The 23585-nt window shown below is 51.4% G+C and carries 22 protein-coding genes; 12 read left to right on the forward strand and 10 right to left on the reverse strand.

What is annotated here, in order from left to right; all coding sequences use genetic code 11:
• Nucleotides 1–7 precede the first annotated feature (7 nt).
• A complete protein-coding gene (locus NDI52_RS06140; RefSeq protein ID WP_242035834.1) occupies nucleotides 8–220 on the reverse strand; it encodes a replication restart DNA helicase PriA in 213 nt (70 codons plus the stop codon).
• A gap of 565 nt (nucleotides 221–785) precedes the next feature.
• On the reverse strand, nucleotides 786–1967 hold the full coding sequence (locus NDI52_RS06145) for a spermidine/putrescine ABC transporter substrate-binding protein (protein ID WP_190771976.1): 1182 nt from the start codon (nucleotides 1965–1967) through the stop codon (nucleotides 786–788).
• A 103-nt stretch (nucleotides 1968–2070) separates the two neighbouring features.
• Between NDI52_RS06145 and NDI52_RS06150 the strand changes: the two genes are divergently transcribed.
• The gene (locus NDI52_RS06150) at nucleotides 2071–2232 is read left to right on the forward strand and encodes a hypothetical protein (RefSeq protein ID WP_190771975.1); all 162 of its coding nucleotides are present in this window, start codon (nucleotides 2071–2073) and stop codon (nucleotides 2230–2232) included.
• On the opposite strand, the gene cysS is transcribed toward NDI52_RS06150, so the two are convergent.
• Nucleotides 2210–3682 (reverse strand): cysteine--tRNA ligase, encoded by a 1473-nt coding sequence (gene cysS, locus NDI52_RS06155; protein WP_190771974.1) that lies wholly within the window; start codon nucleotides 3680–3682, stop codon nucleotides 2210–2212. The genes NDI52_RS06150 and cysS overlap by 23 nt on opposite strands.
• 365 nt (nucleotides 3683–4047) lie before the next feature.
• Here cysS and NDI52_RS06160 point away from each other — a divergent pair, with 365 nt between their 5' ends.
• The 6 genes from NDI52_RS06160 to NDI52_RS06185 all read left to right on the forward strand — a co-directional run bounded on the left by NDI52_RS06160 (nucleotide 4048) and on the right by NDI52_RS06185 (nucleotide 9161).
• A complete protein-coding gene (locus NDI52_RS06160; RefSeq protein ID WP_199307877.1) occupies nucleotides 4048–5202 on the forward strand; it encodes a GTP-binding protein in 1155 nt (384 codons plus the stop codon).
• A gap of 146 nt (nucleotides 5203–5348) precedes the next feature.
• Nucleotides 5349–5966: a transcriptional repressor LexA gene (gene lexA / locus NDI52_RS06165; RefSeq protein ID WP_190771973.1), complete on the forward strand. Its 618-nt coding sequence runs from the start codon at nucleotides 5349–5351 to the stop codon at nucleotides 5964–5966.
• Nucleotides 5967–6397: 431 nt separating this feature from the next.
• Nucleotides 6398–7666, forward strand: a complete 1269-nt coding sequence (locus NDI52_RS06170; RefSeq protein ID WP_190771972.1) for an AmpG family muropeptide MFS transporter — start codon at nucleotides 6398–6400, stop codon at nucleotides 7664–7666.
• A gap of 200 nt (nucleotides 7667–7866) precedes the next feature.
• On the forward strand, nucleotides 7867–8112 hold the full coding sequence (locus NDI52_RS06175; RefSeq protein WP_190771971.1) for a hypothetical protein: 246 nt from the start codon (nucleotides 7867–7869) through the stop codon (nucleotides 8110–8112).
• Nucleotides 8113–8133: 21 nt separating this feature from the next.
• A complete protein-coding gene (locus NDI52_RS06180) occupies nucleotides 8134–8637 on the forward strand; it encodes a GNAT family N-acetyltransferase (RefSeq protein ID WP_347280051.1) in 504 nt (167 codons plus the stop codon).
• A gap of 230 nt (nucleotides 8638–8867) precedes the next feature.
• Nucleotides 8868–9161, forward strand: a complete 294-nt coding sequence (locus tag NDI52_RS06185) for a DUF3288 family protein (protein WP_190772028.1) — start codon at nucleotides 8868–8870, stop codon at nucleotides 9159–9161.
• A gap of 45 nt (nucleotides 9162–9206) precedes the next feature.
• Here the strand turns inward: NDI52_RS06185 and upp are convergent, their stop codons facing one another.
• A complete protein-coding gene (gene upp, locus NDI52_RS06190) occupies nucleotides 9207–9842 on the reverse strand; it encodes a uracil phosphoribosyltransferase (protein WP_190771970.1) in 636 nt (211 codons plus the stop codon).
• Nucleotides 9843–10271: 429 nt separating this feature from the next.
• Between upp and NDI52_RS06195 the strand changes: the two genes are divergently transcribed.
• The 3 genes from NDI52_RS06195 (at nucleotide 10272) to NDI52_RS06205 (ending at nucleotide 13647) form a co-directional block, all read left to right on the forward strand.
• Complete coding sequence (locus NDI52_RS06195) at nucleotides 10272–11558, forward strand: GTP cyclohydrolase II (RefSeq protein ID WP_190771969.1); 1287 nt, start codon at nucleotides 10272–10274, stop codon at nucleotides 11556–11558.
• Nucleotides 11559–11704: 146 nt separating this feature from the next.
• Complete coding sequence (locus NDI52_RS06200; protein WP_348256324.1) at nucleotides 11705–12619, forward strand: inositol monophosphatase family protein; 915 nt, start codon at nucleotides 11705–11707, stop codon at nucleotides 12617–12619.
• Nucleotides 12620–12849: 230 nt separating this feature from the next.
• Nucleotides 12850–13647: a pantothenate kinase gene (locus NDI52_RS06205; protein WP_190771967.1), complete on the forward strand. Its 798-nt coding sequence runs from the start codon at nucleotides 12850–12852 to the stop codon at nucleotides 13645–13647.
• 72 nt (nucleotides 13648–13719) lie between these two features.
• On the opposite strand, the gene NDI52_RS06210 is transcribed toward NDI52_RS06205, so the two are convergent.
• The 4 genes from NDI52_RS06210 to NDI52_RS06225 form a co-directional block, all read right to left on the reverse strand.
• Nucleotides 13720–14580 (reverse strand): alpha/beta hydrolase, encoded by an 861-nt coding sequence (locus NDI52_RS06210; protein ID WP_190771966.1) that lies wholly within the window; start codon nucleotides 14578–14580, stop codon nucleotides 13720–13722.
• A 135-nt stretch (nucleotides 14581–14715) separates the two neighbouring features.
• Nucleotides 14716–15126: a YggT family protein gene (locus tag NDI52_RS06215; RefSeq protein WP_190771965.1), complete on the reverse strand. Its 411-nt coding sequence runs from the start codon at nucleotides 15124–15126 to the stop codon at nucleotides 14716–14718.
• Between the two features lie 660 nt (nucleotides 15127–15786).
• Nucleotides 15787–16386 (reverse strand): hypothetical protein, encoded by a 600-nt coding sequence (locus NDI52_RS06220; protein ID WP_242035833.1) that lies wholly within the window; start codon nucleotides 16384–16386, stop codon nucleotides 15787–15789.
• A gap of 100 nt (nucleotides 16387–16486) precedes the next feature.
• The gene (locus tag NDI52_RS06225) at nucleotides 16487–17149 is read right to left on the reverse strand and encodes a GNAT family N-acetyltransferase (RefSeq protein ID WP_190771964.1); all 663 of its coding nucleotides are present in this window, start codon (nucleotides 17147–17149) and stop codon (nucleotides 16487–16489) included.
• A gap of 716 nt (nucleotides 17150–17865) precedes the next feature.
• Between NDI52_RS06225 and NDI52_RS06230 the strand changes: the two genes are divergently transcribed.
• Nucleotides 17866–21381 (forward strand): response regulator, encoded by a 3516-nt coding sequence (locus NDI52_RS06230; RefSeq protein WP_190771963.1) that lies wholly within the window; start codon nucleotides 17866–17868, stop codon nucleotides 21379–21381.
• Between the two features lie 194 nt (nucleotides 21382–21575).
• On the opposite strand, the gene NDI52_RS06235 is transcribed toward NDI52_RS06230, so the two are convergent.
• Both NDI52_RS06235 and NDI52_RS06240 read right to left on the reverse strand, forming a co-directional pair.
• On the reverse strand, nucleotides 21576–22115 hold the full coding sequence (locus NDI52_RS06235) for a phycobiliprotein lyase (protein WP_190771962.1): 540 nt from the start codon (nucleotides 22113–22115) through the stop codon (nucleotides 21576–21578).
• A 198-nt stretch (nucleotides 22116–22313) separates the two neighbouring features.
• Complete coding sequence (locus NDI52_RS06240; protein ID WP_190772038.1) at nucleotides 22314–22511, reverse strand: hypothetical protein; 198 nt, start codon at nucleotides 22509–22511, stop codon at nucleotides 22314–22316.
• An 840-nt stretch (nucleotides 22512–23351) separates the two neighbouring features.
• Between NDI52_RS06240 and NDI52_RS06245 the strand changes: the two genes are divergently transcribed.
• Nucleotides 23352–23579 carry a hypothetical protein gene (locus tag NDI52_RS06245; RefSeq protein WP_190771961.1) on the forward strand — a complete coding sequence of 76 codons (228 nt, stop codon included), beginning with the start codon at nucleotides 23352–23354 and terminating at the stop codon, nucleotides 23577–23579.
• Nucleotides 23580–23585: the final 6 nt, after the last annotated feature.

The raw sequence follows: 23585 nt of genomic DNA on the forward strand, positions 1-23585 counted from the left end.
AATAAGTTCAACGCTTGGCGTAAATGCCTGGAGCATAAGCCTCTAAAACAACTCCGGTTGCAGAGCAAGTCACCATTAAATAGTCGCAATGACTGCACTGAACTCTAACGAGGGTGCTGTCGGAAAGATAATGCTTTTCTGCATGACTACCACAGTTAGGGCAGTGGATTTGTTGCACCTTTGCTTCACTTGGATTTGCCTTGATCTCATACGTAGCCATTGGAAAACCCTCAGATTTTAGATTATTAAACTAACTTCAAAGCAGCAAAAACTTCTGAAAGCAGAACCGCCTAACAGGGGAGAATTATTGATTCCTTCTCTCAAAAGATGGAATTTTTAACGTGATGACAATTTCGATAAAACCAAAATCAGGTTTATTAAATGTTATTCCCGTCATTCTCATAAATCATTATGTCATCGGAATCATGGGGTAGCAACTTGATCCCAAGGCAGAAATGCTATCGAAAGGCTCTAATCTTCTATTTTCCAGTGTTTTACTCATCTGTATTTTTTCTAAAGTATTTACAACGGCTTTCAATATCTAACTCAAGGCGGATGAAACTTAAGAAAGACTTAATTTCAAAGCCTTCAATTTGTAAATTTGAAAACATATTCAATCCTCACGTTGCAAGCTATAAGAAATTGAAGAAATATTGAGTGAAATATCCCGTATAAGAAAGCAATCGCCCAAGGCTTATTCTTCAATAAAAAATGCCCCTCAATTAGGGGCATTTCAACAAAAACAGTAAACTTTTGATGAAGTAATTCGGTTTACAATTGTCGCTTCAAACGCTTCTCAATTGTGTCCAGAGACCATCATAGATTTTTATCGTATCCCCGACTGACTTAATACCTTCGCACTTAGCTAGCATGGTTTCAGGCGGAAATAGCTTCTCGTTTTCCTTTAACTCTGATGGAAGCTGTTCAAAGGCCAGCTTGTTAGGTGTCGCAAACCGCAGCTTTGAAACCGCAAACGCCGAGTTTTCTGGTTCTAGCAGGAAGTTCATCCAGGCGTAGGCTGCATCCACATTAGGAGCAGTTTTGGGAATGGCCAGGGTATCTGTCCAGACTGAGGTGCCGCTGCTGGGGATGACGTAGGTTAGTTGGGGGTTCTCGGGTGTGAGGGCGTTGCCAAGGATAGAGTAGCTCATACACAGGTTCAGGTCCCCGGAAATGAGCCGATCCTCCCAACCAAAGGACTCAAAGGATGCCACGCTAGGTTTTAATTCTCTGAGCTTTTCGTAAGCCGCCTTCAATTCCTGCTCATTCGTGGAGTTGTAGGAATATCCCAGGGATTTGAGAGCTGCGCCCATAACTTCGCGTACGTCATCCAGGAGGGTGATTTTACGCGACAGTGAGTCCTTGTTCTCCCAAAGGAAATCCCAATCTTCTGGCCCTGGGTTGATGACCTTGTTGTTGTAGATAAATCCTGTTGTTCCCCAACTCACAGGAATGCTGTGGGCATTGTCTGCATCGTATGTGGGGTTTTGCCAGCGCTCCACCAGATTTTCCAGACCCGTTAGCCGACTTTTATCGATGGAAGTCAGGAGATTGAGCTCGATCATCTGCCGCACCATATAGTCGGAGGGGTAGATGATGCTGTACTGGTTGCCACCGCCTGCTTGTAATTTCGCGAGCATGACCTCGTTGGAGTCGTACACATCCGCAACGACTTCAATCCCGGTCGCTTCGGTAAAGCGCTGGTTGACTTCCTCGCTGAGGTAGTCAGCCCAGGTATAGATATAGAGCGGTTCGCCATTGGCGGCAGGGTTAGCGCCTGAATTAGAGCTAGCACTGGGATTAGCTGATGTGTTCGATGTAGAACGCTGGCAGTTAGCCAGAGCCACGCCCGAGAAAGCCGCCAAGGAGTATTGTAGAAAACGACGGCGAGAGGGGAGGATGAGAGGCGACTTCCCTCTAGAGACGCTTCGCGAACGCCGCGATGACGAAAACTTCTGTGGACGCATGGGTCAGCTCCTGAAATTAAGAAATCAGGCTGCACAGCTCCGACGTAACAACGGATTTCTCCAGATCAGACCGCACAAGCCGCCCTCATCATGCCATAGGTAGGTGACAGACGAACATGGAAGCACGATTTCGTCTGGCGATCGCCTCATTCTGAATTCCGTCCCAGCTAAAACGCCAAACCTCAGTGCCTTTAAGACGCTGAGGTTTGGCGCTGAATCACTGATCCTTGATAAACAAACGGCTATGCCCGATGCCATTCGGTGAGGCCGCCAGGCTTGTCCACGAGAACAATACCCTGGGCTTTCAGTTCGTCCCGGATGCGATCGCCCTCCGCAAAGTCCTTTGCCTTCCTCGCCGCCAGCCGTTCCTGGATCTTTGTTTCGATCTCAGCATCCGACAATCCGCCAGTAGGCTCCTCGGCTTCAGGAGATGCTTTCAGGCCCAGCACTTCTGCCAGTACCACCAGAGTTTGCCAACGTTGCCGTAACACCTCGGCGGTTTCCACCGATTTTCCTTCGTGGAGCAGACGGTTGCTTTCCTTCTGCAGCTCCTTCGCTAACTCAAACAGTGCGGCCAGTGCTGAGGAGGTGTTGAAATCATCATCCATGGCCTCTTGAAACTGGCGTACGGTATCGCTATCTTCATCAATCCGCATATCGGCTGGATTGCCGAAGGAGCTATCGTCTGTGTCTGTCCAGCCCAGAGCTTGGCCGTGTCGATAGCCAAATAGTAGACCGTCCTGAAGCGTGGCCCAGGCGTTTTGAGCCGAGGCGATCGCCGCGTCCGTAAAGTCGATTGGCTTGCGATAGTGAGCCTGCAACACAAAGAGCCGCAGCACCATCGGTTCAACTCCCGCATCCAGGAATGCCCGAATGGTCGTGAAGTTGTTCAGCGATTTCGACATTTTCTCGCCGCTGATGTTCACAAAGCCGTTGTGCATCCAATAGCGAGAGAGGGGCTGAGCCAGAGCCGCTTCAGATTGGGCGATCTCATTTTCATGGTGCGGGAAAATCAGGTCTTGCCCACCCATATGAATATCAATGCTGGGGCCCAGTTCTTCCTCTACCATGACAGAGCACTCAATGTGCCAGCCCGGTCGGCCTGGTCCCCAGGGAGAATCCCAGGCAGGTTCCCCGGGTTTGGCTGCTTTCCACAAAGCAAAATCTAGGGGGTGATGCTTCTTAGATTCGGCTTCATCATCCACTCGCCCGCTAGCTCCGGCTTCCATTTGATCTAGCTTGCGTCCAGAGAGCTTGCCGTAGGTCGGGAAGCGTTCCACCGCATAGTACACATCCCCCGCCGCCGGATAGGCATATCCCTTCTCAATCAGCGATTCGATGAAGGCGATCATCTGTGGAATCAGCTGGGTGGCGCGGGGGTAGCGATCGGCAGGAAGGATGTTCAACCGTGCCATGTCATCCAGGTAGGCCTGGATGTAGGTTTCGGTGATGGTGTCCCAGGGAAGGTTGTCGGTGTGCGATCGCTTAATGATCTTGTCGTCAATATCCGTGAAGTTTTGCACATAGGTGACCCGGTAGCCCCGCCACATTAAGTAGCGTCGCACGGTGTCCCAGCCAATATAAGAGCGCGCATGGCCCACATGGCTGAAGTCATAGACCGTCACACCGCAGCAGTAAATTTTCGCCGTGCCCGGTTCCAATGGCTCGAAGGGTTCTTTCTGACGGGTTAAGGAGTTGTAGAGAGTAAGCGTCATGGGCCGTGTGACTTGAGCGGTGTAACAGAAGGTCAAAGAGAGCCGAGAAGCGGGATCGCCACCAAATTCACCTTACACAAGGAATCTGTGCGATCGCCTCCCATTCCTTAAAGAATTCTCAATACTAATGCCAGCCTACCAATCTATCGCCCAATCCTCTGGACAATTTCCTGGAAGTATTGATCTTGCTGCTTCAATGCCTGGCGAGAAACGAATACTCCAGAGAAAATCGTTTGAATTGAGGATCACCACCACTCGGAACAATACGCAATAATGGACAGTGAATCTGCGGACGGTAAAGCTACGCTACGGATCTCGTCCCAGGCTATAGACTATACTTTTTGATCGAATAAAACCCAACTGCTATGTCATCAGCCGCAACCCTCCAACCCAAATCGATGGAAGACGCCAAGCAGGGGCTTCCGGTCACCATCATCACAGGCTTTCTGGGCAGTGGAAAGACGACACTGCTCAACCACATTCTGAGTAACCAGGAAGGTCTGAAGACTGCCGTTCTGGTAAACGAGTTTGGCGAGATCGGTATTGATAATGAGCTGGTGATACAGACTGACTCCTCCGACGACTCTATGGTGGAGTTGAGTAACGGCTGTATTTGCTGCACCATCAACAACGACCTGGTAGAAGCGGTCTATCGTATTTTGGAGCGGCGTGACAATATCGACTATCTAGTGGTCGAAACTACCGGGCTCGCTGATCCCCTTCCCGTTGCCCTCACGTTTCTGGGTACCGAACTGCGCGACCTTACCCGCCTCGACTCTATTGTGACAGTGGTAGATGCCGCCAACTACAGCCTCGATCTGTTCAACAGCGAAGCAGCTCACAATCAGATTGCCTACGGTGACATCATTCTTCTGAACAAGACAGACCTTGTCGATGAAGGCGATCTAGATTCGTTGGAAATCAAAATCCGTGACGTCAAACAAGATGCTCGGATTCTCCGTACTAAGAAAGCTCAGGCTCCACTGCCCCTGATCCTCAGCGTCGGTTTGTTTGAGTCGGATAAATACTTCGGTCAAGACTCCCACGATCATCATGACCACGATCATGATCACGACCACGACCATCATGACCATGCCCACGCTCATGATGACCATGATCACGCTGCCTGCGATCACGATCACGGGCACTGCACCCATGACCACGATCACGACCACCATCATCACTCCAACCACTTAGAGGTAGATGGGTTTACGTCGGTGTCGTTTCAGAGCGATCGCCCCTTCTCCATCCGCAAGTTCCAGGATTTTCTCGACAACCAGCTCCCGGCCTCTGTGTTCCGAGCTAAGGGGATTCTGTGGTTTGAGGAAAGCCCCAAGCGCCACATCTTCCATCTCAGTGGCAAGCGCTTCACCCTGGACGACAGTGAGTGGAAAGGTACCCACAAGAATCAAGTCGTGCTGATCGGCCAGAATTTGGATCATGATCAGTTGCGATCGCAGCTGGAAGCCTGCCTCACCAACGCATCTCCGTTTCGGGGAAGAGGTTTCGCGAAAGCCTAACTAACGGGAGTGGATCACTCATCTGCTGACATGAGTGGTCCCTCACCCAATTCATTGTGAAAATTAATTCAAAAATACTAGACACGGACTGGTATTATCTGGTACAAATGTTCTTGCGGAGCAGAGCATGAACAGTGAGTACCCCTATGGAAACCCTAACAAAAGTTCAGCAACAGCTTTATGAATGGCTGGTTGACTATATTCGTGAGAACCAGCATTCCCCTTCAATTCGACAAATGATGAAGGCGATGGGATTGAAGTCCCCCGCCCCGATCCAGAGCCGACTGGAACACCTACGCTCCAAAGGGTACATTGACTGGACGGAGGGCAAGGCCCGTACCATTCGGCTCCTGCATTCCACTGAGCGTGGCATTCCCATCATGGGTGAGGTGTTTGCTGGGCAAGTTCGTGAACCCGTGACCGATGCCGCCGAGTTTCTCGATATTGCCGGAATACAGCTCCGCCCCGGTGATTATGCTTTACGGGTTAACGGTGACAGCATGATCGAGGCGATGATTGCCGATGGCGATCTCGTCATTATGCGTCCCGCCCCTGAGCAGGATCGCGTTAAGAATGGCACTATCGTCGCTGCTCGTGTCGAGGGCTCTGGTAACACCCTCAAGTACTTCCATCGTCGGGGTAGCAAGGTAACGCTGAAGCCTGGTAATCCTAGCTATGAACCCATTGAAGCTCCCGCCTCTGAGGTGGATATTCAGGGAGTTTTGGTAGGGGTATGGCGCGGTCTGGTTACAGCATCCCGTTAATTCTTAAAGATAGGTGATTCAGGAGTTTTTTCCTGAAACGTCTATCTGCTTAAACGAGTTTGAGCATGCTCCGGTTGGGTAGGTGCAAAGATTGCTCCTGCCCGCTTTTTTTACCCTCATTGCGGAGCTCACTCCATTAGCTATATTAGTGCTGTGTGGCAGGTCTTACCTGTCATACGACATTCAGCGATTCTCAGTATGGGCATCAAAGCCGAGAGTTCACGCCTGTAGGGCGTGAACTCTCGGCTTTGATGCCCGAAAACCGCGCCTTTGGCGCGCGGTTTTCGGGCCTGATTTCAAAATGAGAATTGCTGTACAACATTAGTATGGCTTGCATGTAGTGGGCGGTCGTGCTGCTTGCATCTCACACGGCCTTACTTCACAGCGCTATATGAGAGGATAGGTGGAACTAGCTGCTCTATGGTTTCGGCATGAAAGCGATCGCCTCCTCCCTCAAGGTTTTCCAGAGTCCTAAAATGCTGGCGCTGCTGTCGTTAGGGTTTGCCTCCGGGTTACCCCTATTTCTCACCAGCCGCACGTTGCAAGCCTGGATGACGGTGGAAGGAGTAGATTTGGCCTCCATTGGGTTGTTTAGCTTAGTGGCATTGCCCTACTCCCTCAAGTTTCTCTGGTCGCCTCTGCTGGATCGATATGTGCCACCTTTCTTAGGGCGGCGGCGGGGATGGCTGGTGGTGACGCAGGTGTTGTTGGTTGGGGCGATCGCTGCCATGGCTCTGCAAAATCCTCGTCAGGCTTTATTCATGCTGGCGATCAATGCGCTCTTCATCGCATTTTTCAGTGCCAGCCAGGATATTGCCTTTGATGCCTATCGTACTGATGTCTTGGAGCAGCCTGAAATGGGTGCTGGGGCCGCGGTTGCAGTGCTGGGTTATCGGATTGCCTTGCTTGCTACAGGAGGCTTGGCATTAATACTAGCCAGCCGAATATCCTGGCCATTGGTATACCTCTGTATGGCTGTACTGATGGCCCTTAGCATTGTCGTGTCCTTCTGGGCACCGGAGCCCGCTAATCCAGGACGTCCGCCCGCCACTCTAAGTGAAGCTGTGATGATGCCCTTTGGCGAATTTCTCCAGCGTTCTGGGGTAGGACGTGCGATTCTCATTCTGGTTTTCATTACCCTGTACCGCTACGGAGACGCCCTGGTACAAAACATGGCAACTCCGTTTCTATTACAAACAGGCTTTTCCCAGGCAGATCTTGGACGAGTTCAGGGCGTAATGGGTCTGTTGGCTACTGTTGTCGGAACTTTAGCAGGTGGAGCTTGGCTGAGTCAGTTAGGAATCCATCGTTCCCTCTGGGTGTTTGGCGCATTACAGGCTCTGAGTAATGTTGCATACTTCATTCTGGCCAATGCTGGCCAGAGCTACCCTCTAATGGTCCTTACCATTAATGTTGAAAATTTTTGTGGAGGACTGGGGACTGCGGGGTTTGTTGCTTTTCTCATGAGCCTGTGTAGCCCGCGCTTTTCGGCCACCCAGTATGCGCTTCTATCAAGCCTTATGGCTGTCAGCCGAGATATTTTGGTGGCTCCAGCAGGGAAATTGGCTGAGCAAACTGGATGGCCAACTTTTTTCCTGATCACATTATTGGCCGCTATTCCCGGCTTACTCTTGCTGCCATTCTTTGCACCCTGGCAAGGACCTTCTAATCCTCCAGATGAGTCGGTTTCTACGTTGTAAACGAAAATTTTATTTATGCTTGAAGCGGTATGGAAAACGCTAGTTTTCCATACCGCTTCAAGCATGAAATGACTGATCGGTACTCCCTTAGGAACAAGTTGTACTGAGGATGCTCAGACCCTACCTGACCAGGGTAGGATTGATTTAAGGATCGATACAAAACTTGATACCGCTGATCTCCAAGCTGGAGATTTACGACTATGCAAATTTTCCGCCAGTATATTGCACCATTACTCGTTGTCTTAATTTTTGCATTGGCTTTAGTGGCCGTTAGTGCTCGTATCTTTTTACCTACAGATATGGCAGCGCCCGCTCCAATTGAAGACGTAGATCAAGTGGGCCGAGCTCCTATGCCAGACAGCTCTGCTCTTGCAGATGTGCCACCAACCCTAGAGCAGTTAGTGCGAGGCATTCCTGTAGAATTGGAGCCTGAGACGGCTCTGTAGTTCCAGAGCAGGGTGAGCGATGTGAACGATCAACAACTGCCACAGGGATATCGCCTGCGGTTGGGTAGCAGCATTGACCAAGCGCTGTTGCTGAAGTTAATGCAGCGCACTTACCAGGAATTGCACCCGGGTTCAAATATTAGTCACTTGGCAGAAACTGTTGAGCGATATTTTTCTCAGGAAACACCCCTGTGGTTTGTAGAAACAGCTCCTGCGGGGAACAGTCAGGGGCTCCTCACTTATACACAGGTGGTGGGTTGCCTCTGGGCGGGGTCAGCTATCGATCAGGTGAAAGGCGATCGCCACGCCCACATTTTTCTCCTTTATGTCTCTCCATCTCACCGCCAGCAGGGGATTGCGTCTGTTCTGATGCAACAGGTTGAAGCATGGGCTCGGGAGCGGGGCGATCGCCAGGTTGCCCTCCAGGTTTTTGAATTTAATCAGCCTGCGATCCGGCTCTATGAGAAATTTGGCTATCAGGTGCAGTCATTGCTCATGACGAAAGGCTTGAACACCCAGGAATAATTTACGTTCGGGTTATGACTCTTATTAAGTGTCGGAAAGTAACCTATGGTGGGAGGTGGAGGTGTTCGTCCTTCTCACTGCCCAATATGGGAAAAAACGTTGAGTATAAAGCTCACGGTTAGTTTTATATATAGCGGATTAAATTTGATTTGTGTAACGTTAATGCCTATATATAGTGGACTCGCATAAGTCCTGATAAGATTTTTAGGTTGTCTCTTCTCCTGCAAATTATGGCTAAGGATGCGGCGCAGACCGAGCAGACACACCCATTGTGGAAGAGCGATCGCCAAATCGTGAATACCCTGTTAGCGGGTGAGCCAACCGACTTCAATCTGTGCGAGCTAGCACGGCTCTGGATTCGCTACGATGGCTTTCCTGGTGCCCGTGATATTCAGGAGGATTTGACAAAAACAATGGAGCAGTGGGGGCTGACGGAAGATACTCTGTTTGAGCGGACGCGCCAGATTCACCAGCAGGGGCAGATCTACAAGAGTCGAGATGCTCAGCGTGAGGATTGGAGTTAATGATGGCAAGGGCGTAGGGTATGGCACTGGGCCCTTGCCATACTCCTACTTCGTGCCGTAGAGGCGATCGCCCGCATCTCCTAAGCCGGGCACAATATAGCCGTGCTCATTCAGCTCCTGATCGATTGCCGCTGTATAGATGGGCACATCGGGGTGTTGCTCATGGAAGTTTGCAATACCTTCAGGTGACGCCAGTAGACAGACAAACTTGATCGAGAGAGGATTGGCCTCTTTCAGTCGGTCTACAGAGGCTACAGCGGAGTTGCCAGTAGCCAGCATTGGATCGACCACCAGCATGTCACGTTGTTCCGTATCCTGTGGCAGTTTGAGGTAATATTCCACCGCTTGTAGAGTCGAGGGCTCTCGGTATAAGCCAATGTGCCCAACTTTGGCTGTAGGAATGAGTTCTAACATTCCATCTAACAGCCCCTGCCCAGCTCGCATGATGGAGACAATTACCATGTTTTTTTCAGCTGCTAAGATAGGAGCCTCCATCTTGGTAAGAGGAGTCTCAATCAATTCATACCGCAGGGGTAGGTCGCGGGTAACTTCGTAGGCAAGCAGCAGAGAAATTTCCCTTAGCAAGCGGCGAAAATCTTGAGTATGAGTATCTGAGCGCCGCATTAAGGTCAATTTGTGCTGTATCAAAGGATGCTTAATCAGAAAAACGTTGGGTTGCATAAACAGTTAAATGATGCACTCCTCAAATGGTCAGAAAAAAGAGAGATTCTCAACCCTTAGCATAAAGAAAAAAGATTCTACAGCATCCAGTTGAGAATCTATAAATTGCTTTTGCAGCCAGGCTTTAGGGCGATCGCCCACAACCAAAATCTCAACGTCTGCGTTCCTATATCTACCCAGCAAAAGATCTGAGAATCCTCTATTTCTAAAGAATTCTTCTTCAAGTCAAGACAATATTTCGATAAGTTTGAAGGCTGGTTTTACAAACAGGAACAAAGCAAACTTAAGGATTGAAATAATCTATCATTTCTGATACTGGTTTAAGAGAGTGTGTAAAAAGTTGCTTTTTGTTCGTGAGGCGCGCAAAAACCAACTGTTTTCGAGGTTTTTTAAACATCGTTTACGGTATCCGGGTGCAGGTTTACTTTTATGTCAAACGAACAGCCCAGTGCTCCATTGTCTAACGGTCAAGTTAAATCAAAGCCACGCCACATCATCCTCACATCCCACCACAATGGGGTAGGGACAAAGACGACCCCCATTCAATGGGGCGCCCCCGATTGGCGCGATCGCGGTCCTATCGTCGGCTCTCCTCGCAACCATAAATATCGCAATGTTATCGGCACTCATGGTGGCTCCTATAGTGTTTACCGGGCGCTGGCAGTAGCCAGTGGTCGCCTCGACCCCGACCATCGGGCTGATTTGACGAACACGTCTCCGGTTGTGCATTTTGGCCCTCATCCTAGTTGGAGCGATCCGGATCGCATCGTATCTCTCGATCCCTATGGAGCTTTTGTCGCGGAATATATGGCTCCGCATTTTCCTGAGGACTACGATTTGCGTCCTACCATCGCCATCACCCGGGCTCACATCCAGATTCCAGAACTGAAAGATGAAATTGCCAAAGGTCGCCTAGAGGTCGACGGGAAGTTTCTCAAGGCCGATGGCAATCTCGTGGTGACCAAGGCGGCGCTCGATCCCGTGTGGTACCTTCCGGGCATTGCCAAACGGCTTGAGGTGGATGAATCGGATCTGCGCCACATTCTGTTCCAGCAAACGGGTGGCATGTTTCCCGAGCTGGTCACTCGTCGCGACTTGCAGGTGTTCCTCCCACCGATTGGCGGTACCACTGTGTATATTGTGGGTGATGAGTCTGCCCTGACAGACCCTAGCAAACCGCTAGCCGTGCGAGTTCACGACGAATGCAATGGCTCCGATGTGTTTGGCTCGGATATTTGTACTTGCCGCCCCTATTTGGTCCATGGGATTGAGGTCTGTATCCAGGCGGCTCAGGCGGGTGGAGCTGGAGTGATTGTCTATTGCCGTAAAGAGGGGCGTGCTCTGGGTGAAGTCACCAAGTTCCTCGTTTATAACGCACGTAAACGCCAGGAGGGGGGCGATCGCGCCGATGCCTACTTCCTGCGTACTGAATGCGTTGCTGGCGTGCAGGATATGCGCTTCCAGGAGCTTATGCCTGATGTGCTGCACTGGTTAGGGATTACCAAGATCGACCAGCTTGTGTCTATGAGCAACATGAAGTACGACGCCATCACTAACTCTGGCATTAAAGTTGTCCAGCGAATTCCGATTCCCCCCGATATGATTCCCCCGGATGCTCAAGTGGAAATTGAAGCGAAAAAGGCCGCAGGTTATTTCTCAGACAGCGGGGTGCTGAGTGTGGAGGAACTGTCCCAAGTAAAAGGACGGGATTATTAAGAAGGCAGCTGAAGAGTTTGTCTAGAAGGGGGTGAGTGAACAACACTCACCCCCTTCTAATGAGTTCGGCGAAAATGGCTGAACGTATAATAGGCAGGGCGACATATCCCTTTTGTGTGTTCGCTTTGTGTGTAGGAGTAGCACCTGTGACCGCAACCCAAGATTTTGTGCTGGATACCCCAACTGAAGACATATTGGCGATCGCTCGCCGTCTGGGTTGGGGGGCGACAAAGATTCTGCGCGCCTATTACCGAGGTGAGTCATCGGTCGATGGGGGGCCTCTGGAACTGGATGTACAGGAGCTGAAGGATGGCCCCGTAACGGCAGCAGATTTGGCCGTGAATCGCTATGTGCTGAGTCATCTACACAATATTTTTGGGCATGACTCGTTTGGGTACTTAAGTGAGGAAACTTATAAGATCCATGGGACTGGGCAAGCGCTGCCTCAGGAGTGGGTCTGGATTCTTGATCCCCTGGATGGCACCCGCGACTTTATTGATAGAACCGGTGAATATGCCTTCCATTTGGCCTTAACCCACCGGGGACGGCCTATCATCTCCGTCGTTGCCTGCCCGGAAGCTGAACGGGTGTATTATGCGGCTCAGAACCATGGCGCCTTTGTAGAAACTGCCGATGGGGTAACTCGGCAGTTACACGTGAGAGCGGGCGATCGCCCCGAAACCCTCACCGTTGTTGCTAGCCGTACCCACCGCGACGCTCGTTTTAATCATCTCCTCACCCAACTCCCCTGCCAGGAACGGCTCTATGTGGGTAGCGTAGGTGGCAAAATAGCGGCCATTGTCGAAGGTAAAGCCGATGTTTACGTCTCCCTCTCGGGTAAGTCAGCTCCTAAGGATTGGGATATGGCCGCTCCAGAGCTAATCTTGACCGAGGCTGGAGGCAGCTTTACTTACTTCGACGAAACACCCCTTCGCTATAACCGGGGCGATGTCAATCAGTGGGGTGGTCTCATGGCGAGCAACGGTCCCTGCCATGCTCACCTTTGTCAGCAAGCTGTGCAGATTCTACAGGCGTTTGATGCGGGAATGGGAGACGGTTAAGAAAGACGGGTGATGGGTGGCATGAAAAGTCATGCAGAAACAGGATGACGGGCTACCCATCTGCCGATTAACCTCAGGACTTCCGCATGTTTGTTATGTAGTGTGCTTCACACGCATACACAGCAAACACGCGCCAAGTATAGCGTCCATGCGTAAGTCCTGAACCTGCTGCATTCCATTTCGGCCCAAACTGCTGTACCGTTTGGACACGGTTGCTCCTGTAAACTCTCATGTTTTTACCTGATCCCTGGTTGGCTCTCGCGATTGGCAATAGTCGCCTGCACTGGGCTTTGTTCGATCGGGACGAACTCCAGCAAACCTGGAATACCGCTTATCTGTCTGAGCAAGCGATCGCCTATTTCGCTCAATCTGGCTTACCTCTATCTGGTCAGTCTGAATTCCAGGCGTTTCCAAGCTTGCCTCGGCCCTCCGCTGCTCTTCCTTTATGGCTGGCTTCGGTTGTGCCGCAGCAAACCCTCCTGTGGCAGGACTATCCCGCCATCCACCCCATAACGTTAGAGCAAATTCCACTCCAGGGCTTATACCCTACTTTGGGGATTGACCGTGCTCTGGCCCTTTGGGGAGCTGTGCAGATCCTCGGTTTCCCTGCCCTCGTCATTGATGCGGGAACGGCGCTTACGTTCACAGCGCTGGATGAGAAATTGCAACTGTTTGGAGGGGCAATTCTACCGGGTTTGTCGTTGCAAATTCGAGCCTTAGTGCAAGGCACAGCGGCACTTCCTCTGCCTTCCTTACAGGATGAGGAGCCTCCCATGCGTTGGGCGACTCGGACTCCGGATGCAATCCGGAGCGGCGTGGTGTTTGGGTTGCTGGCAACAGTACGAGACTTTATTGGAGATTGGCAACGCTGCTTTCCAGGAGCAGCGATCGCCCTCACAGGTGGGGATGGGCCACGCCTCTACCAGGCACTTCAGTCTAGCCTGCCAGAGTTAGCGCAACGGATTACGTTGGATTCCCATCTGGCCTTTCGAGGCTTGCCTGCCATTCGTTATAAAACGTCTCAGTAAACGAACCGGGAACCCAGGGGAAGCCCATTTTGAACGTGTGCATCCTGCACTCCCAAAATGGACATCCTCAGATTATTTCGTCTTGCTATTCAGAGTTTGGAGCCAAGTGCGAATTTCAGCGGCGATCGCCTCTGCCTCTGTATGCACTAAATCGTCTCCACCGGGGAGAATCCGTAGCTCGCAGAGAGGTGCAGCAGCGTAGGTATGGGTTAAGGCTACCGTTGTAGAATTCGCCTCTTCTCCTTGCAGGAGCAGTACCGGAACCTTCAACCAGCCTACTTTCTCATCCAGCTGCTCTGCCGCGATCAGGCGAGAGCGGCGGCGAAAGAGGATGTCGCAGGCGGCGGGCGATCGCCGCAACTCTCGACGCCAGGCCAGCTGGTGAGCAACCCACGGCCAGCCCAGAAGACGGGCAACTGGCGCAATGCATTGTAACCCCCAGGCTCGCCAGGGAAACCGCCCGGCCAAGCTGCGCTCTAGACCCCATCGTCGAGTTTTGGTTTGTACCCCTTCTGGAGCTATGAGTACGAGTCCACATACTCGTTCTGGAAAGCGCAAGGCGTAGCTCGCTGCAATCCATCCTCCCAGACCCTCTGCCACAAGAACCACCGGAGGGCACCGCAGAGAATCCAGCCACTCAGCCAGCACTTCCACCTCTAAGTCGATGGAATAGGGCAGCTTGGGGCGAGAAGACTCACCAAAACCCAGCAAATCCGGAGCAAAGCAGTGATACCCTTCAGTCCGATTATTCCGTCGTGGTATCCTTTCACCAGATGAGGCAGAACTGCCTAAGTACTGTAGCAACGGCATCCATTGCTCACCATCCTGCCAAGTGCCATGCAGGAACACCAGTGGCAGACCCATGCCCACTTCGCGCCAGAATAGCGACCCGTGCGCGAGTTGAAGACGAACATTCCGAGTGGGCAAAGACATCCGACTGATGCAACCTACCAAATGATTCAAACCTGCCCTTCAGCCTACCATCATCCGTAGGCCGTTGGGTTGCGTGGTTATAGCAGGTGTTCTGGAAGGCTCTGTATCCTTCCAGAACATAATATGTCGCTGACCTCAGCGTCCCTGGAGCAGGTTAATTAGCCAGATCACCAGCCATCCCAATAAGGTATACGCCACGATTGCAATCAGCACGTTGACGTCAAAGATATTTGTGGCGTCTGCTGTTGTAGGGCTAATGAACAGGGTCGAAAAGGGAGCCACAAAGGGATCCGATAACCCATAGATGACTTGAGCAAAGGCGTTGTCGGGGTTTGCTCCGGCCAGCCGTAATACAAATCGGAGGCCAAGTAATACAACGAGTGCACCCACCAAGTAGGAAATGGTGCGGATTACCCAGAATAGAGTGGCATTTCGTCGGGCTAATTCTAAACGGCGTTCCTCCTGCCGCAGCCGAAAGGCTTCCTCTTCCTGCTGTAATTCGTATCGACGCTCGATGTTACGGGGGTCGCGCGGGTGGCGGTTCATCGTATCACTCCTTATAAATAATGTCTCAGCTAGTAGCTTTGAAATGGGTTAAATTCATCCCATTGAAGTGATGGTTGAAACAATTCAAATGAATTTCTAATGAATCTATTTCGTGTGGGTACCGTACACGAAAGACGACGATTCAAACATCGCTGGAGATGCCATTGTGAAAGGGGATAATTTTGTTTTGAACCTGTGGCCGGTTGTTGTAAGAAGCGGTGTCTGTATCCTCTTACAACAACCAACCACAGGCTGATGCACTCCCTATGGTTTAGTCATAACCGACCTGTAGATGAGCTGTCATAAGGCAAGAGATAGATCTTTTTTCAATAAGAATTGTTTGGACTATTCACTCAATTGAATTCAACATAAAACTCAAAGTGCTGTATCGACCACTTCGGGCGTAACACAGTATTTTGAGTTTTATGTTGAATGACAATTACCTGCTTGCAAATCCGAATGTAACTAACCTGATTTCGGATTCAAGACTTTTTCGAGGGGCACGCATTGCGTGCCCCTCGAAAAAGCTCGTTTTGACATTCGCTCTACGCACGCCAAAATGAGCGCTTGGGCTGGCCCCAAATTGAGTTTGAGTAGGCAACCCCTCAAAAAGAGCGACGGATTGCACTACGCTCCACTCTCGCTCTTTTGGGGAACAAACTAAACTTTGACTTTCATGCTGGCCTTGCCAGGTGGCCGCCGGGCGTTACGAATAGTGTTGGGTAGAACTCCCACCAGGAGGGCAAAAGCTTCGTCTGTGACTTTGGCTACGGTCTCAGCATCGAAGTAGGTTTCAAACTGGTTCAAAATCATCCGTGCTCGTTCCAGGGCAACGGAGGTATCAGTAAATTGTTGAGTCAGCCGAATCCATTGGCGGCGGATCAGGTAGGCTTCCTGGCGCTCTTCGTGACTGTTAGGGGGCATAAGGGAGAGATCTCCGACTGGAATGACGCGATCGCAATTCGCATCAAACAGCCCGCCCACTGCAGCACCGGGGCCTGCAAATTCCGCATGAAATTGCTTGTAAATAATCAACCCGTTGCGACGGCGCTTGCTCACAACTAGCAGATTGCCCTGACGTAAATATTGAATAAGCGCTTCCGGATCAGACCCGTCCGGTGGGGCCACGTTAGTCTGCTCAGTGGGCTGGATGGGTTCCGCTGGGGGGTCACCACTGGCCTGGGGGGGCGCATTATCGCGTGATTTAGGCACAGTCACGGGTGGATAAGGAACGTCTGCACGTCTGATGATTCGAAACATGGATCGTCAAAACGGATTGATAACCAAATTTTGACGAGATCTTCCTCCTATCCTATCAGCGAACCAGATCTTCGCTCCCTCAAAAAAACATTGCGAGTTATCAGGTTGACAGCGAGCCCGTGCGGTTAGCTTCCATGGGTTGTTGGATGGGAATCCCCTTGTGTAGTAATAGTTGCCGGGGTTGCCCAAGCACCAAGGATGGGAGGTTCATCTCAACCTGACAGAACCGAAACCCTGCTTTGCTATAGAGCCTCCGTGCCGCTTGATTGTTCTCCAACACATGTAGATAAAGGTCGTGGTACCCCCACTGTCGCGCGATCGGCTCACAGGCCCGTAGCAGATCTATCGCAACTCCCCGGCGACGATGGGCGTGAGCGATCGCCACATTAGAAATATAGGGAAAGAGCTTGAACCAGTGATACCAGGGCAACGAGAACTGGGGCTTTAAACCAATTTCTAGTGTACCGAGTACTTCTTCTTGGGGAGTGGTGTTTGAGGGGGATGCTGTCGTGCTAACGGCGACTAGACATCGATAGTAAGTGCCACCATTTTGCAACCGTCCGCGTAAATCTTCCCGCAAGGTCGCTTTTAGCATCGGATAAAACCACCTCCCGATTCCCTCCTTGCTGTGAAAGCTACTCGCGAGGATCTCGGCCAGAGGGTCTACGTCAGACCGGCGGGCCGCGCGAATCTGCCAGGGTTGGGCGATCGCATCAAATCCAGAAGAAGCTGTGGAGGGATCAGGAACGTTTGAGTCTGACAAAGCGTCAACCATCCGGAGATAAAAAGGAGAAATCGCTAGCCTCAGGAGAGGCATGAGCGTTCATAACCCTGCTTTTTGATACCTTTCATCATGCCACCTCTGAGAAGCTGAGGCTAGTCGGATTCGACCCTGAGGCTGGTTGTTGTAGAAGGGACGCTCAGCGCTCCTTCTACAACAATTAACAAAATGCCTTTGCTTAAAGCATAAAGGGGCTGCTCTAGGAACAATGTTTACAAAAGATTTGGATCGATCCCGAAGGGCAGTTCGTTACATTGGATAAAGGAATGGGCACCCTAGGAAAAGGCACCGAACCCAGGTTCATCAACCGTCGGGATACCTGAAAAGTGTGGGAAAATAAGCCGACACTGTGCTTGGATCCGGATCTGTCTTCTTGTATTGAGCTATAACCAATGCAGGAAAGAATTCATCCTGAGCCAGGATTCTGGCTCTTGTTTCCAATATCTACCAGTCACCCTATGAAGAGGTTATCGTAAGGTATTGGATCGCATTGCGTTAATGCACAACTTCAGGGTGCAAGGTACACAAGGTTCTACAGGTTTTCACCTGTCCAGGATGGCCCGTTGCTTATCTAGCAAAGCCATGCTGGCCTCTGGTAAACCTTTCCCAACGAATTCAACGATGTCTCTGCGCCGTTTTTTCCTCTCTCCCGATCGCTGTTCAGTTCATTGGCTGCCCTCACAGCAGGAGCGCAGTGCATGGTAGCGTCAGACTCCGCAAAACCTAAGATCCTGGTCGTTGACGATGAGACAGATAACCTAGATCTGCTTTATCGCACGTTTTACCGGGACTATACGGTGCTGCGGGCAGAAAGTGGCTCTGAAGCCCTTGCCCTGCTTGAGCAAGAAGGGGAAGTCGCGGTTATTATCTCTGATCAGCGAATGCCGTCCATGAGCGGGACGGAGTTCCTGAGCCTGACGGCCAAGCAGTATCCCGACATTATCCGGATTATTTTGACAGGCTATACCGATGTTGGTGATTTGGTAGAAGCCATCAACGCCGGAAAGGTCTTTAAGTATGTTACGAAGCCCTGGGATGACGAGGACTTGAAGGCGTTGGTACGGCAAGCCGTTGATACCCATAACGTGCTCAAGGCTCGTACTCAAGACTTGCAGCGAACTCTGCGCCAGGAGACGCTGCTAAATGCTATTACCAACACCATCCGCAGCGCTCCCAGCTACCGCCAGATTCTCCAAACCATTGTGGAAACTGTCGGGCACATGTTCGAGGTAGATTGTTGCATCATCCGTCCTTTCCAGGATGGCCAGATGGACATCGAGCCGTTCATCTACCTGGCCCAAGCTCAGGGTGGCGAAGCGACACTGTGTAAAGAACTTGCCAATACGCTGGCCCAAACAGTTTGGGAAACTCGGGATATTTTGGTCGTGCAGGATGCCGCCACCGATGAGCGGCTCCTGGGCCTAGCAGACAGCCCCCTGCAAATGGTGCCTCCAAAGGAAACGATTCAAGCCTTTACAGCCGCTAATATCATGTCCAGCGTGATTGTGCCGCTGGTGTGTCAGCAGGATTTGGTGGCCGTGCTGGCTCTGCACCAGTTTGGCCAACCCCGTACGTGGCGAGATGATGAGGTGCAGCTGGCAGTTATGGTAGCCGATCAGGCTGCTTTGGCGCTTTCGCAGGCTTATGCCTTTGAGCAGGCCCGGGCTCTGGCGCGTCGAGAAACCCTGGTCAATACCATCACATCGGCTATTCGCTCTAGCCTGGAACCTCAGGAGATTTTTGCAGCCATTACCCAGCAATTGGGGCAGGCGCTTGCAGCGGATGGGTGTGCCCTCTCCCTCTGGACCGAGGGGGATGAGTATGTGCAGTGTGTAGGGCTGCATGACACTACTCATTCTGAGGAAGTTGCCCCCAAATGGGATGCCTTCTGGCCTGAGCTGACTTCCCCCCGTACGTCTGGGGGGCTGAATCGTGGAGCGGAAGATACCCGTCAGCATGCTCTGCCGCAGTCTATGGTTCCCATTGAAGGAAACCCAGTATTGCAGCACCTGCTGGCAACTCAGTCTCCGGTAATCATCGACGACCTGGATGAACATCCAGAGTTAAATACTCCAGATTTGCCGTTGCGATCGCCCGCTCGTGCTCTCCTGGTGGTGCCTCTCCTGGCTGATGGTCGGATTATTGGCAGCATTTCCCTGCGGCAGGCCCACGAGCCTCGCCACTGGAAACCTGAGGAGGTGGACTTGGCTCAGGCGGTGGCGGTACAGGCCGCGATCGCCGTTCAACAATCGCGCCTTTATCAGAAAACACGGCAACAAGCCGAGCAGTTATTGGAGCTGGATCGGCAAAAAACTGAGTTCTTCCAGAATATTTCTCACGAGTTTCGGACGCCGCTCACCCTGACCATTGGCCCGTTAGAGTCTGCGGTTAGTCAGGGCCAGGGGTTGAGCTATGAGCAGGCCGACATTGCTCTACGCAATTCTCGCCGCTTGTTGCGCCTGGTTAACCAACTGCTCGATTTGCAGCGACTGGATGCTGGGCGGATGCAGCCCAGCTTCCGCCCCTGCAATCTGCTGGATTTTGTGGTGCACATTGTCGATTCCTTCCGACCCTATTGCGATCGCAAACACATCCAGCTCAACACAAATCTGCGAGACTGCCCTCCGGTTTATCTGGATCTAGAGCGCTTTGATAAGGTGCTTTACAACCTGCTTTCCAACGCTATGAAGTTCACCCCTAGTGGTGGCACCATCAGCGTTAGCGTGTATCCTCGTGGAGAGCATTGCCAGATTAAGGTGCAGGACACAGGCATTGGTATTCGTGAAGACCAAATTCCTTATCTGTTCGAGCGCTTCCGGCAGGCAGATGGCTCTACAAATCGTAGCTATGAGGGTACAGGGCTAGGCTTGTCTCTAGTTAAGGAGTTGGTGGAGCTTCATGGAGGCCGCGTTTCTGTCGATTCCACCTATGGAGAAGGCTCCACGTTTACCATCTGGGTGCAGACAGGTTTTTCGCACCTGCCCCTAGATCAGGTGATTGAAGTGCCCGCCGAGATTGAGCATAGCCGCGCGATGGTCGAACTGGCCGATGTCGAGGTTGAGACTGCCGTAGACGGCCTGGGCAAGCTGGCGGAGGTGGGCGCGGTACCAATGGAGCTGGCTAATGCCCGAGCATTCTCGCCTTCAGAGGGAATTCGCATTTTGGTGGTGGACGACAACACCGACATGCGAACCTACGTGTCGAGTATTTTGCAACAGGCCGGTTACACAGTGCTAACAGCCCGGAATGGTGCTGAAGGGCTGGAAGTTGCACAAACAGAAATCCCCAACTTGATCGTGACAGATTTGATGATGCCGATGGTGTCAGGTCTGGAGATGATTCAGTGGATTCGTCACAATGAGGCGCTGAAGGGCACGCCTGTCATTCTAGTAACTGCCAAAGCGGATGAAGAGACTCGTATTGAGGGGGTCGAAAAGGGAGCTGATGGTTACCTTTCCAAACCGTTCAATGCGCGGGAACTGTTGGCAGAGGTGCGAAACCTGCTGGCTCTGAAGGAAAACGAACGACGGGTAGCGGAGCTGAATTCCTACCTCACTGAGTCGGTACTCAAGCGTTTCCTTCCGCCTTCCCTGGTCGAACGGGCAGCCGCGGGGGAATTAGCGCTGGATCTTCGGCCCGAACCCCGAATGATTACGGTGTTGTTTAGCGACATTATTGGGTTTACCCAGTTGTCCAATACCCTGCGATCGCGCCGTGTTGCTGAGCTTCTCAACGAATATTTGACGGAGATGACCCACGCTATCTTCGAGCATGGGGGCACCGTTGATAAATTTATGGGCGATGCAATTCTGGCGATCTTTGGAGCGCCTGAGGAGATTAGTCCCAATGAGCAGGTGCATCGAGCGATCGCCGCTGCCCGCCAAATGTATAAAACGTTGGATCTGCTCAACGCCAAGTGGGTGAGTCGGGGCATTATTCCCGAAGACTATCAGGTGCAGTTCCGCTGCGGCATCCACCAGGGTACTGCTGTCGTGGGTATGTTTGGTGGTGAGGAGCGCACCGACTATACGGCGATCGGCCCCAGCGTCAATATTGCGGCTCGGATTCAGGAAGCGGCTGAGGCCAATTCCATCCTTGTATCGGCGGCAGTCGCAGACTACCTTGACCAGGACACCATCACTAAGTTCAGCCCCCTTGAATTGAAGGGTGTAGATGAGACGGTGCTGACGTTCTCAATTCGAATTGAGCATTAGACGTCAAAAGAGAAGGGAGGCTTTGCCTCCCTTCTCTTTTCCTAACCAAATCTCAGTTCGGGTTAAGGGCTTTTTCGAGTGCCGCGCTTCGCGCAGCACTCGAAAAAGCCCATTATTGCGTGCGCGTCGCGCACACAATAATGGGCGGTTCGGCTTATCCCGAACTGACGTTAACCAAAATGGCGAAGAGTATATTAGTCGGGCATCCGAGTTTCCAGATATTGCCCAATCATTTGCTCTTCTCCGGCACGGGAGATGATAGTCTGACGGGTCCGGTACTGAGTGCCGATCAGCTTGATCTCTTCTTCAAAGGTGCTGCCCTGGTACTCGGTGTGAAGCGCCATTGTACGAGGATCACGCATCGTGTAATGAGCGGTGATGGGCTTGCCCGTAGCAAAGCCGCGATCGCGGTACAGGACATCACCAATTACCCCAAAGATTGTAGAACCGTTGAGGGTTTTAGGGCTGGGGCCAATGTAGTTGCTTTCCCAAGCGGTATAGGCTCCGCTGGTCATGGCTGCTTCATCCTCCAGACCATGCATACGAGCCAGTTCTCGCAGCTCGGGGCTACCTTGAGCCAAGGCCCGGACGGTGAGTTGACTGACGACTTCCTGTACCTCCCCGCTTTTGAGAGTGTAGTAGCGACGTTTGGATTCCCAATGCCCTTCAGACTGACGGAAATATTCCGCCACCAAAGACTCTAGAGACTGAACGGTTTGAACGGACGAGGTCATGAGTAGGCTCCTTGCGCGAGCGGGCAGGCGATCACCTGACGTCAAGTCTGAAATAAAACTTAACAAAAAAGGCCGGTTTTTTGATAATACCTCAGGGTTGGTTCGAGTGGGTATGAGTAATGAGGTAATTGGGGATGGGGAGCGTTAGAACGGATTGAGCTTGACCCAGCTTCAGAGGTAGGTTGGAACTACTGTGCCCTAAATGATTTCCCAGCCGTTCTTAAGCAAGTGCATGAATGTGGCGAAGCCTTCTGAAAAATCGGGGGGATCGGGCTGGCTGTACTCGGGGCACTCCTTGTAATGCCGCCAGGACTCTGAAGGGTCAAGACGCAGATGTAGCGAGCGTTCCGCTATCCCTTCGGGTCTCCAGGTCATTTGTCCAATGGTAGGATCCATGTAATTTGTTTTACTCCTTTAGAAGGGGCAGAATTGAACGACCGTGTGATGTGTTTGATTGTGGCAAACTCACAAAAATAACAGTGTAAGCATTTATACTTACTGTTTTTGAGTTGGCTGAGCGTTCAGTATCTAAGTTGCTCTATACCTAGTGATCACAATTTCTCGCGCGATCGCCATCTCGCTCCGGAAATATTAATCTCGCTTCATGATTTAACTCTGAGGGCAGGGGTAGTCGCTTATTTCTATCTCTACCCACTCGTAGTATGAAATTCCTGAAAATGGCTGTTTAAACAATCGTTTGGAGTAGTAAGAAGCTGAATTTTGCAACCAGAACTGCAGCTGAGTTCCCTTCGGTACAATGATTCTATGCCTATGAGAAAGGATTAGTAGCTTAATTTTTTCTATAAATGTAATCACGAAAACATGGTAGTTGAGCTAAGCTCTATTTCCCAATCTAGTACGCTGAGGCGGAAATCCATCACCTATGTTTTTGTGTAGGGTGCTTCGCACCCTACACAAAAACATAGGTTGCAAACTTAGGCCGCAGCCTACGAGTGAGGTATCAGAGGGGAGCGTGGGACGAAATCTTACACTCCTCTCTCGTCCGCTGAGTTGGAAAGGGGTTGATAATGAACTCACACTCCGGATTCGGCGCATGGTTCACAGTCGAGAATTCGCGCCCGTAGGCCGTGAACTCTCGACTGTGAAGCCCTAAATTGTGTGCCTTTGGCGCGTAGCTTAGGGCCTGCTTTCGAAATGAGAATTGCTGGGTTCGGGGAACCGGGGAGTAGGGAAAGGGTTTGTTATGCTGTAATCCATCCCTTCTTCTTGTGGGTTATGGATAGTACAGATTTGGCTCGTTTTATTGAGGCGACTGATGGTATTTCGAAGCCCTGGTTGCTGGTGCAACTGCGTTTGAAGAAGTTGCAAGAACGACGAGCGGAGCTGTCTGATGCTGAATATATAGCGGCGTTGGACGAACTCCAGACAGATTTGATGAATCTTGGGGAATGGTGGGTTGGCCGGGAAGCCGAAGTGTTTGGATTTGAGCCACCTAAGGAGTAGGAAGTC

Origin of the sequence: Leptolyngbya sp. PL-A3, from assembly GCF_039962325.1 — a bacterium.
Taxonomy (GTDB): Bacteria; Cyanobacteriota; Cyanobacteriia; order Elainellales; family Elainellaceae; genus Vacuolonema.

Coding starts and splice junctions, on each gene's coding strand:
- lexA (WP_190771973.1), top strand. CDS start 5,349: ATGGAAACCCTAACAAAAGTTCAGCAACAGCTTTATGAATGGCTGGTT.
- NDI52_RS06140 (WP_242035834.1), bottom strand. CDS start 220: ATGGCTACGTATGAGATCAAGGCAAATCCAAGTGAAGCAAAGGTGCAA.
- cysS (WP_190771974.1), bottom strand. CDS start 3,682: ATGACGCTTACTCTCTACAACTCCTTAACCCGTCAGAAAGAACCCTTC.
- NDI52_RS06220 (WP_242035833.1), bottom strand. CDS start 16,386: ATGTTTCGAATCATCAGACGTGCAGACGTTCCTTATCCACCCGTGACT.
- NDI52_RS06175 (WP_190771971.1), top strand. CDS start 7,867: ATGCAAATTTTCCGCCAGTATATTGCACCATTACTCGTTGTCTTAATT.
- NDI52_RS06185 (WP_190772028.1), top strand. CDS start 8,868: ATGGCTAAGGATGCGGCGCAGACCGAGCAGACACACCCATTGTGGAAG.
- NDI52_RS06170 (WP_190771972.1), top strand. CDS start 6,398: ATGAAAGCGATCGCCTCCTCCCTCAAGGTTTTCCAGAGTCCTAAAATG.
- NDI52_RS06235 (WP_190771962.1), bottom strand. CDS start 22,115: ATGACCTCGTCCGTTCAAACCGTTCAGTCTCTAGAGTCTTTGGTGGCG.
- NDI52_RS06230 (WP_190771963.1), top strand. CDS start 17,866: ATGGTAGCGTCAGACTCCGCAAAACCTAAGATCCTGGTCGTTGACGAT.
- NDI52_RS06195 (WP_190771969.1), top strand. CDS start 10,272: ATGTCAAACGAACAGCCCAGTGCTCCATTGTCTAACGGTCAAGTTAAA.
- NDI52_RS06205 (WP_190771967.1), top strand. CDS start 12,850: ATGTTTTTACCTGATCCCTGGTTGGCTCTCGCGATTGGCAATAGTCGC.
- NDI52_RS06240 (WP_190772038.1), bottom strand. CDS start 22,511: ATGGATCCTACCATTGGACAAATGACCTGGAGACCCGAAGGGATAGCG.
- NDI52_RS06210 (WP_190771966.1), bottom strand. CDS start 14,580: ATGTCTTTGCCCACTCGGAATGTTCGTCTTCAACTCGCGCACGGGTCG.
- upp (WP_190771970.1), bottom strand. CDS start 9,842: ATGCAACCCAACGTTTTTCTGATTAAGCATCCTTTGATACAGCACAAA.
- NDI52_RS06245 (WP_190771961.1), top strand. CDS start 23,352: ATGGATAGTACAGATTTGGCTCGTTTTATTGAGGCGACTGATGGTATT.
- NDI52_RS06145 (WP_190771976.1), bottom strand. CDS start 1,967: ATGCGTCCACAGAAGTTTTCGTCATCGCGGCGTTCGCGAAGCGTCTCT.
- NDI52_RS06215 (WP_190771965.1), bottom strand. CDS start 15,126: ATGAACCGCCACCCGCGCGACCCCCGTAACATCGAGCGTCGATACGAA.
- NDI52_RS06160 (WP_199307877.1), top strand. CDS start 4,048: ATGTCATCAGCCGCAACCCTCCAACCCAAATCGATGGAAGACGCCAAG.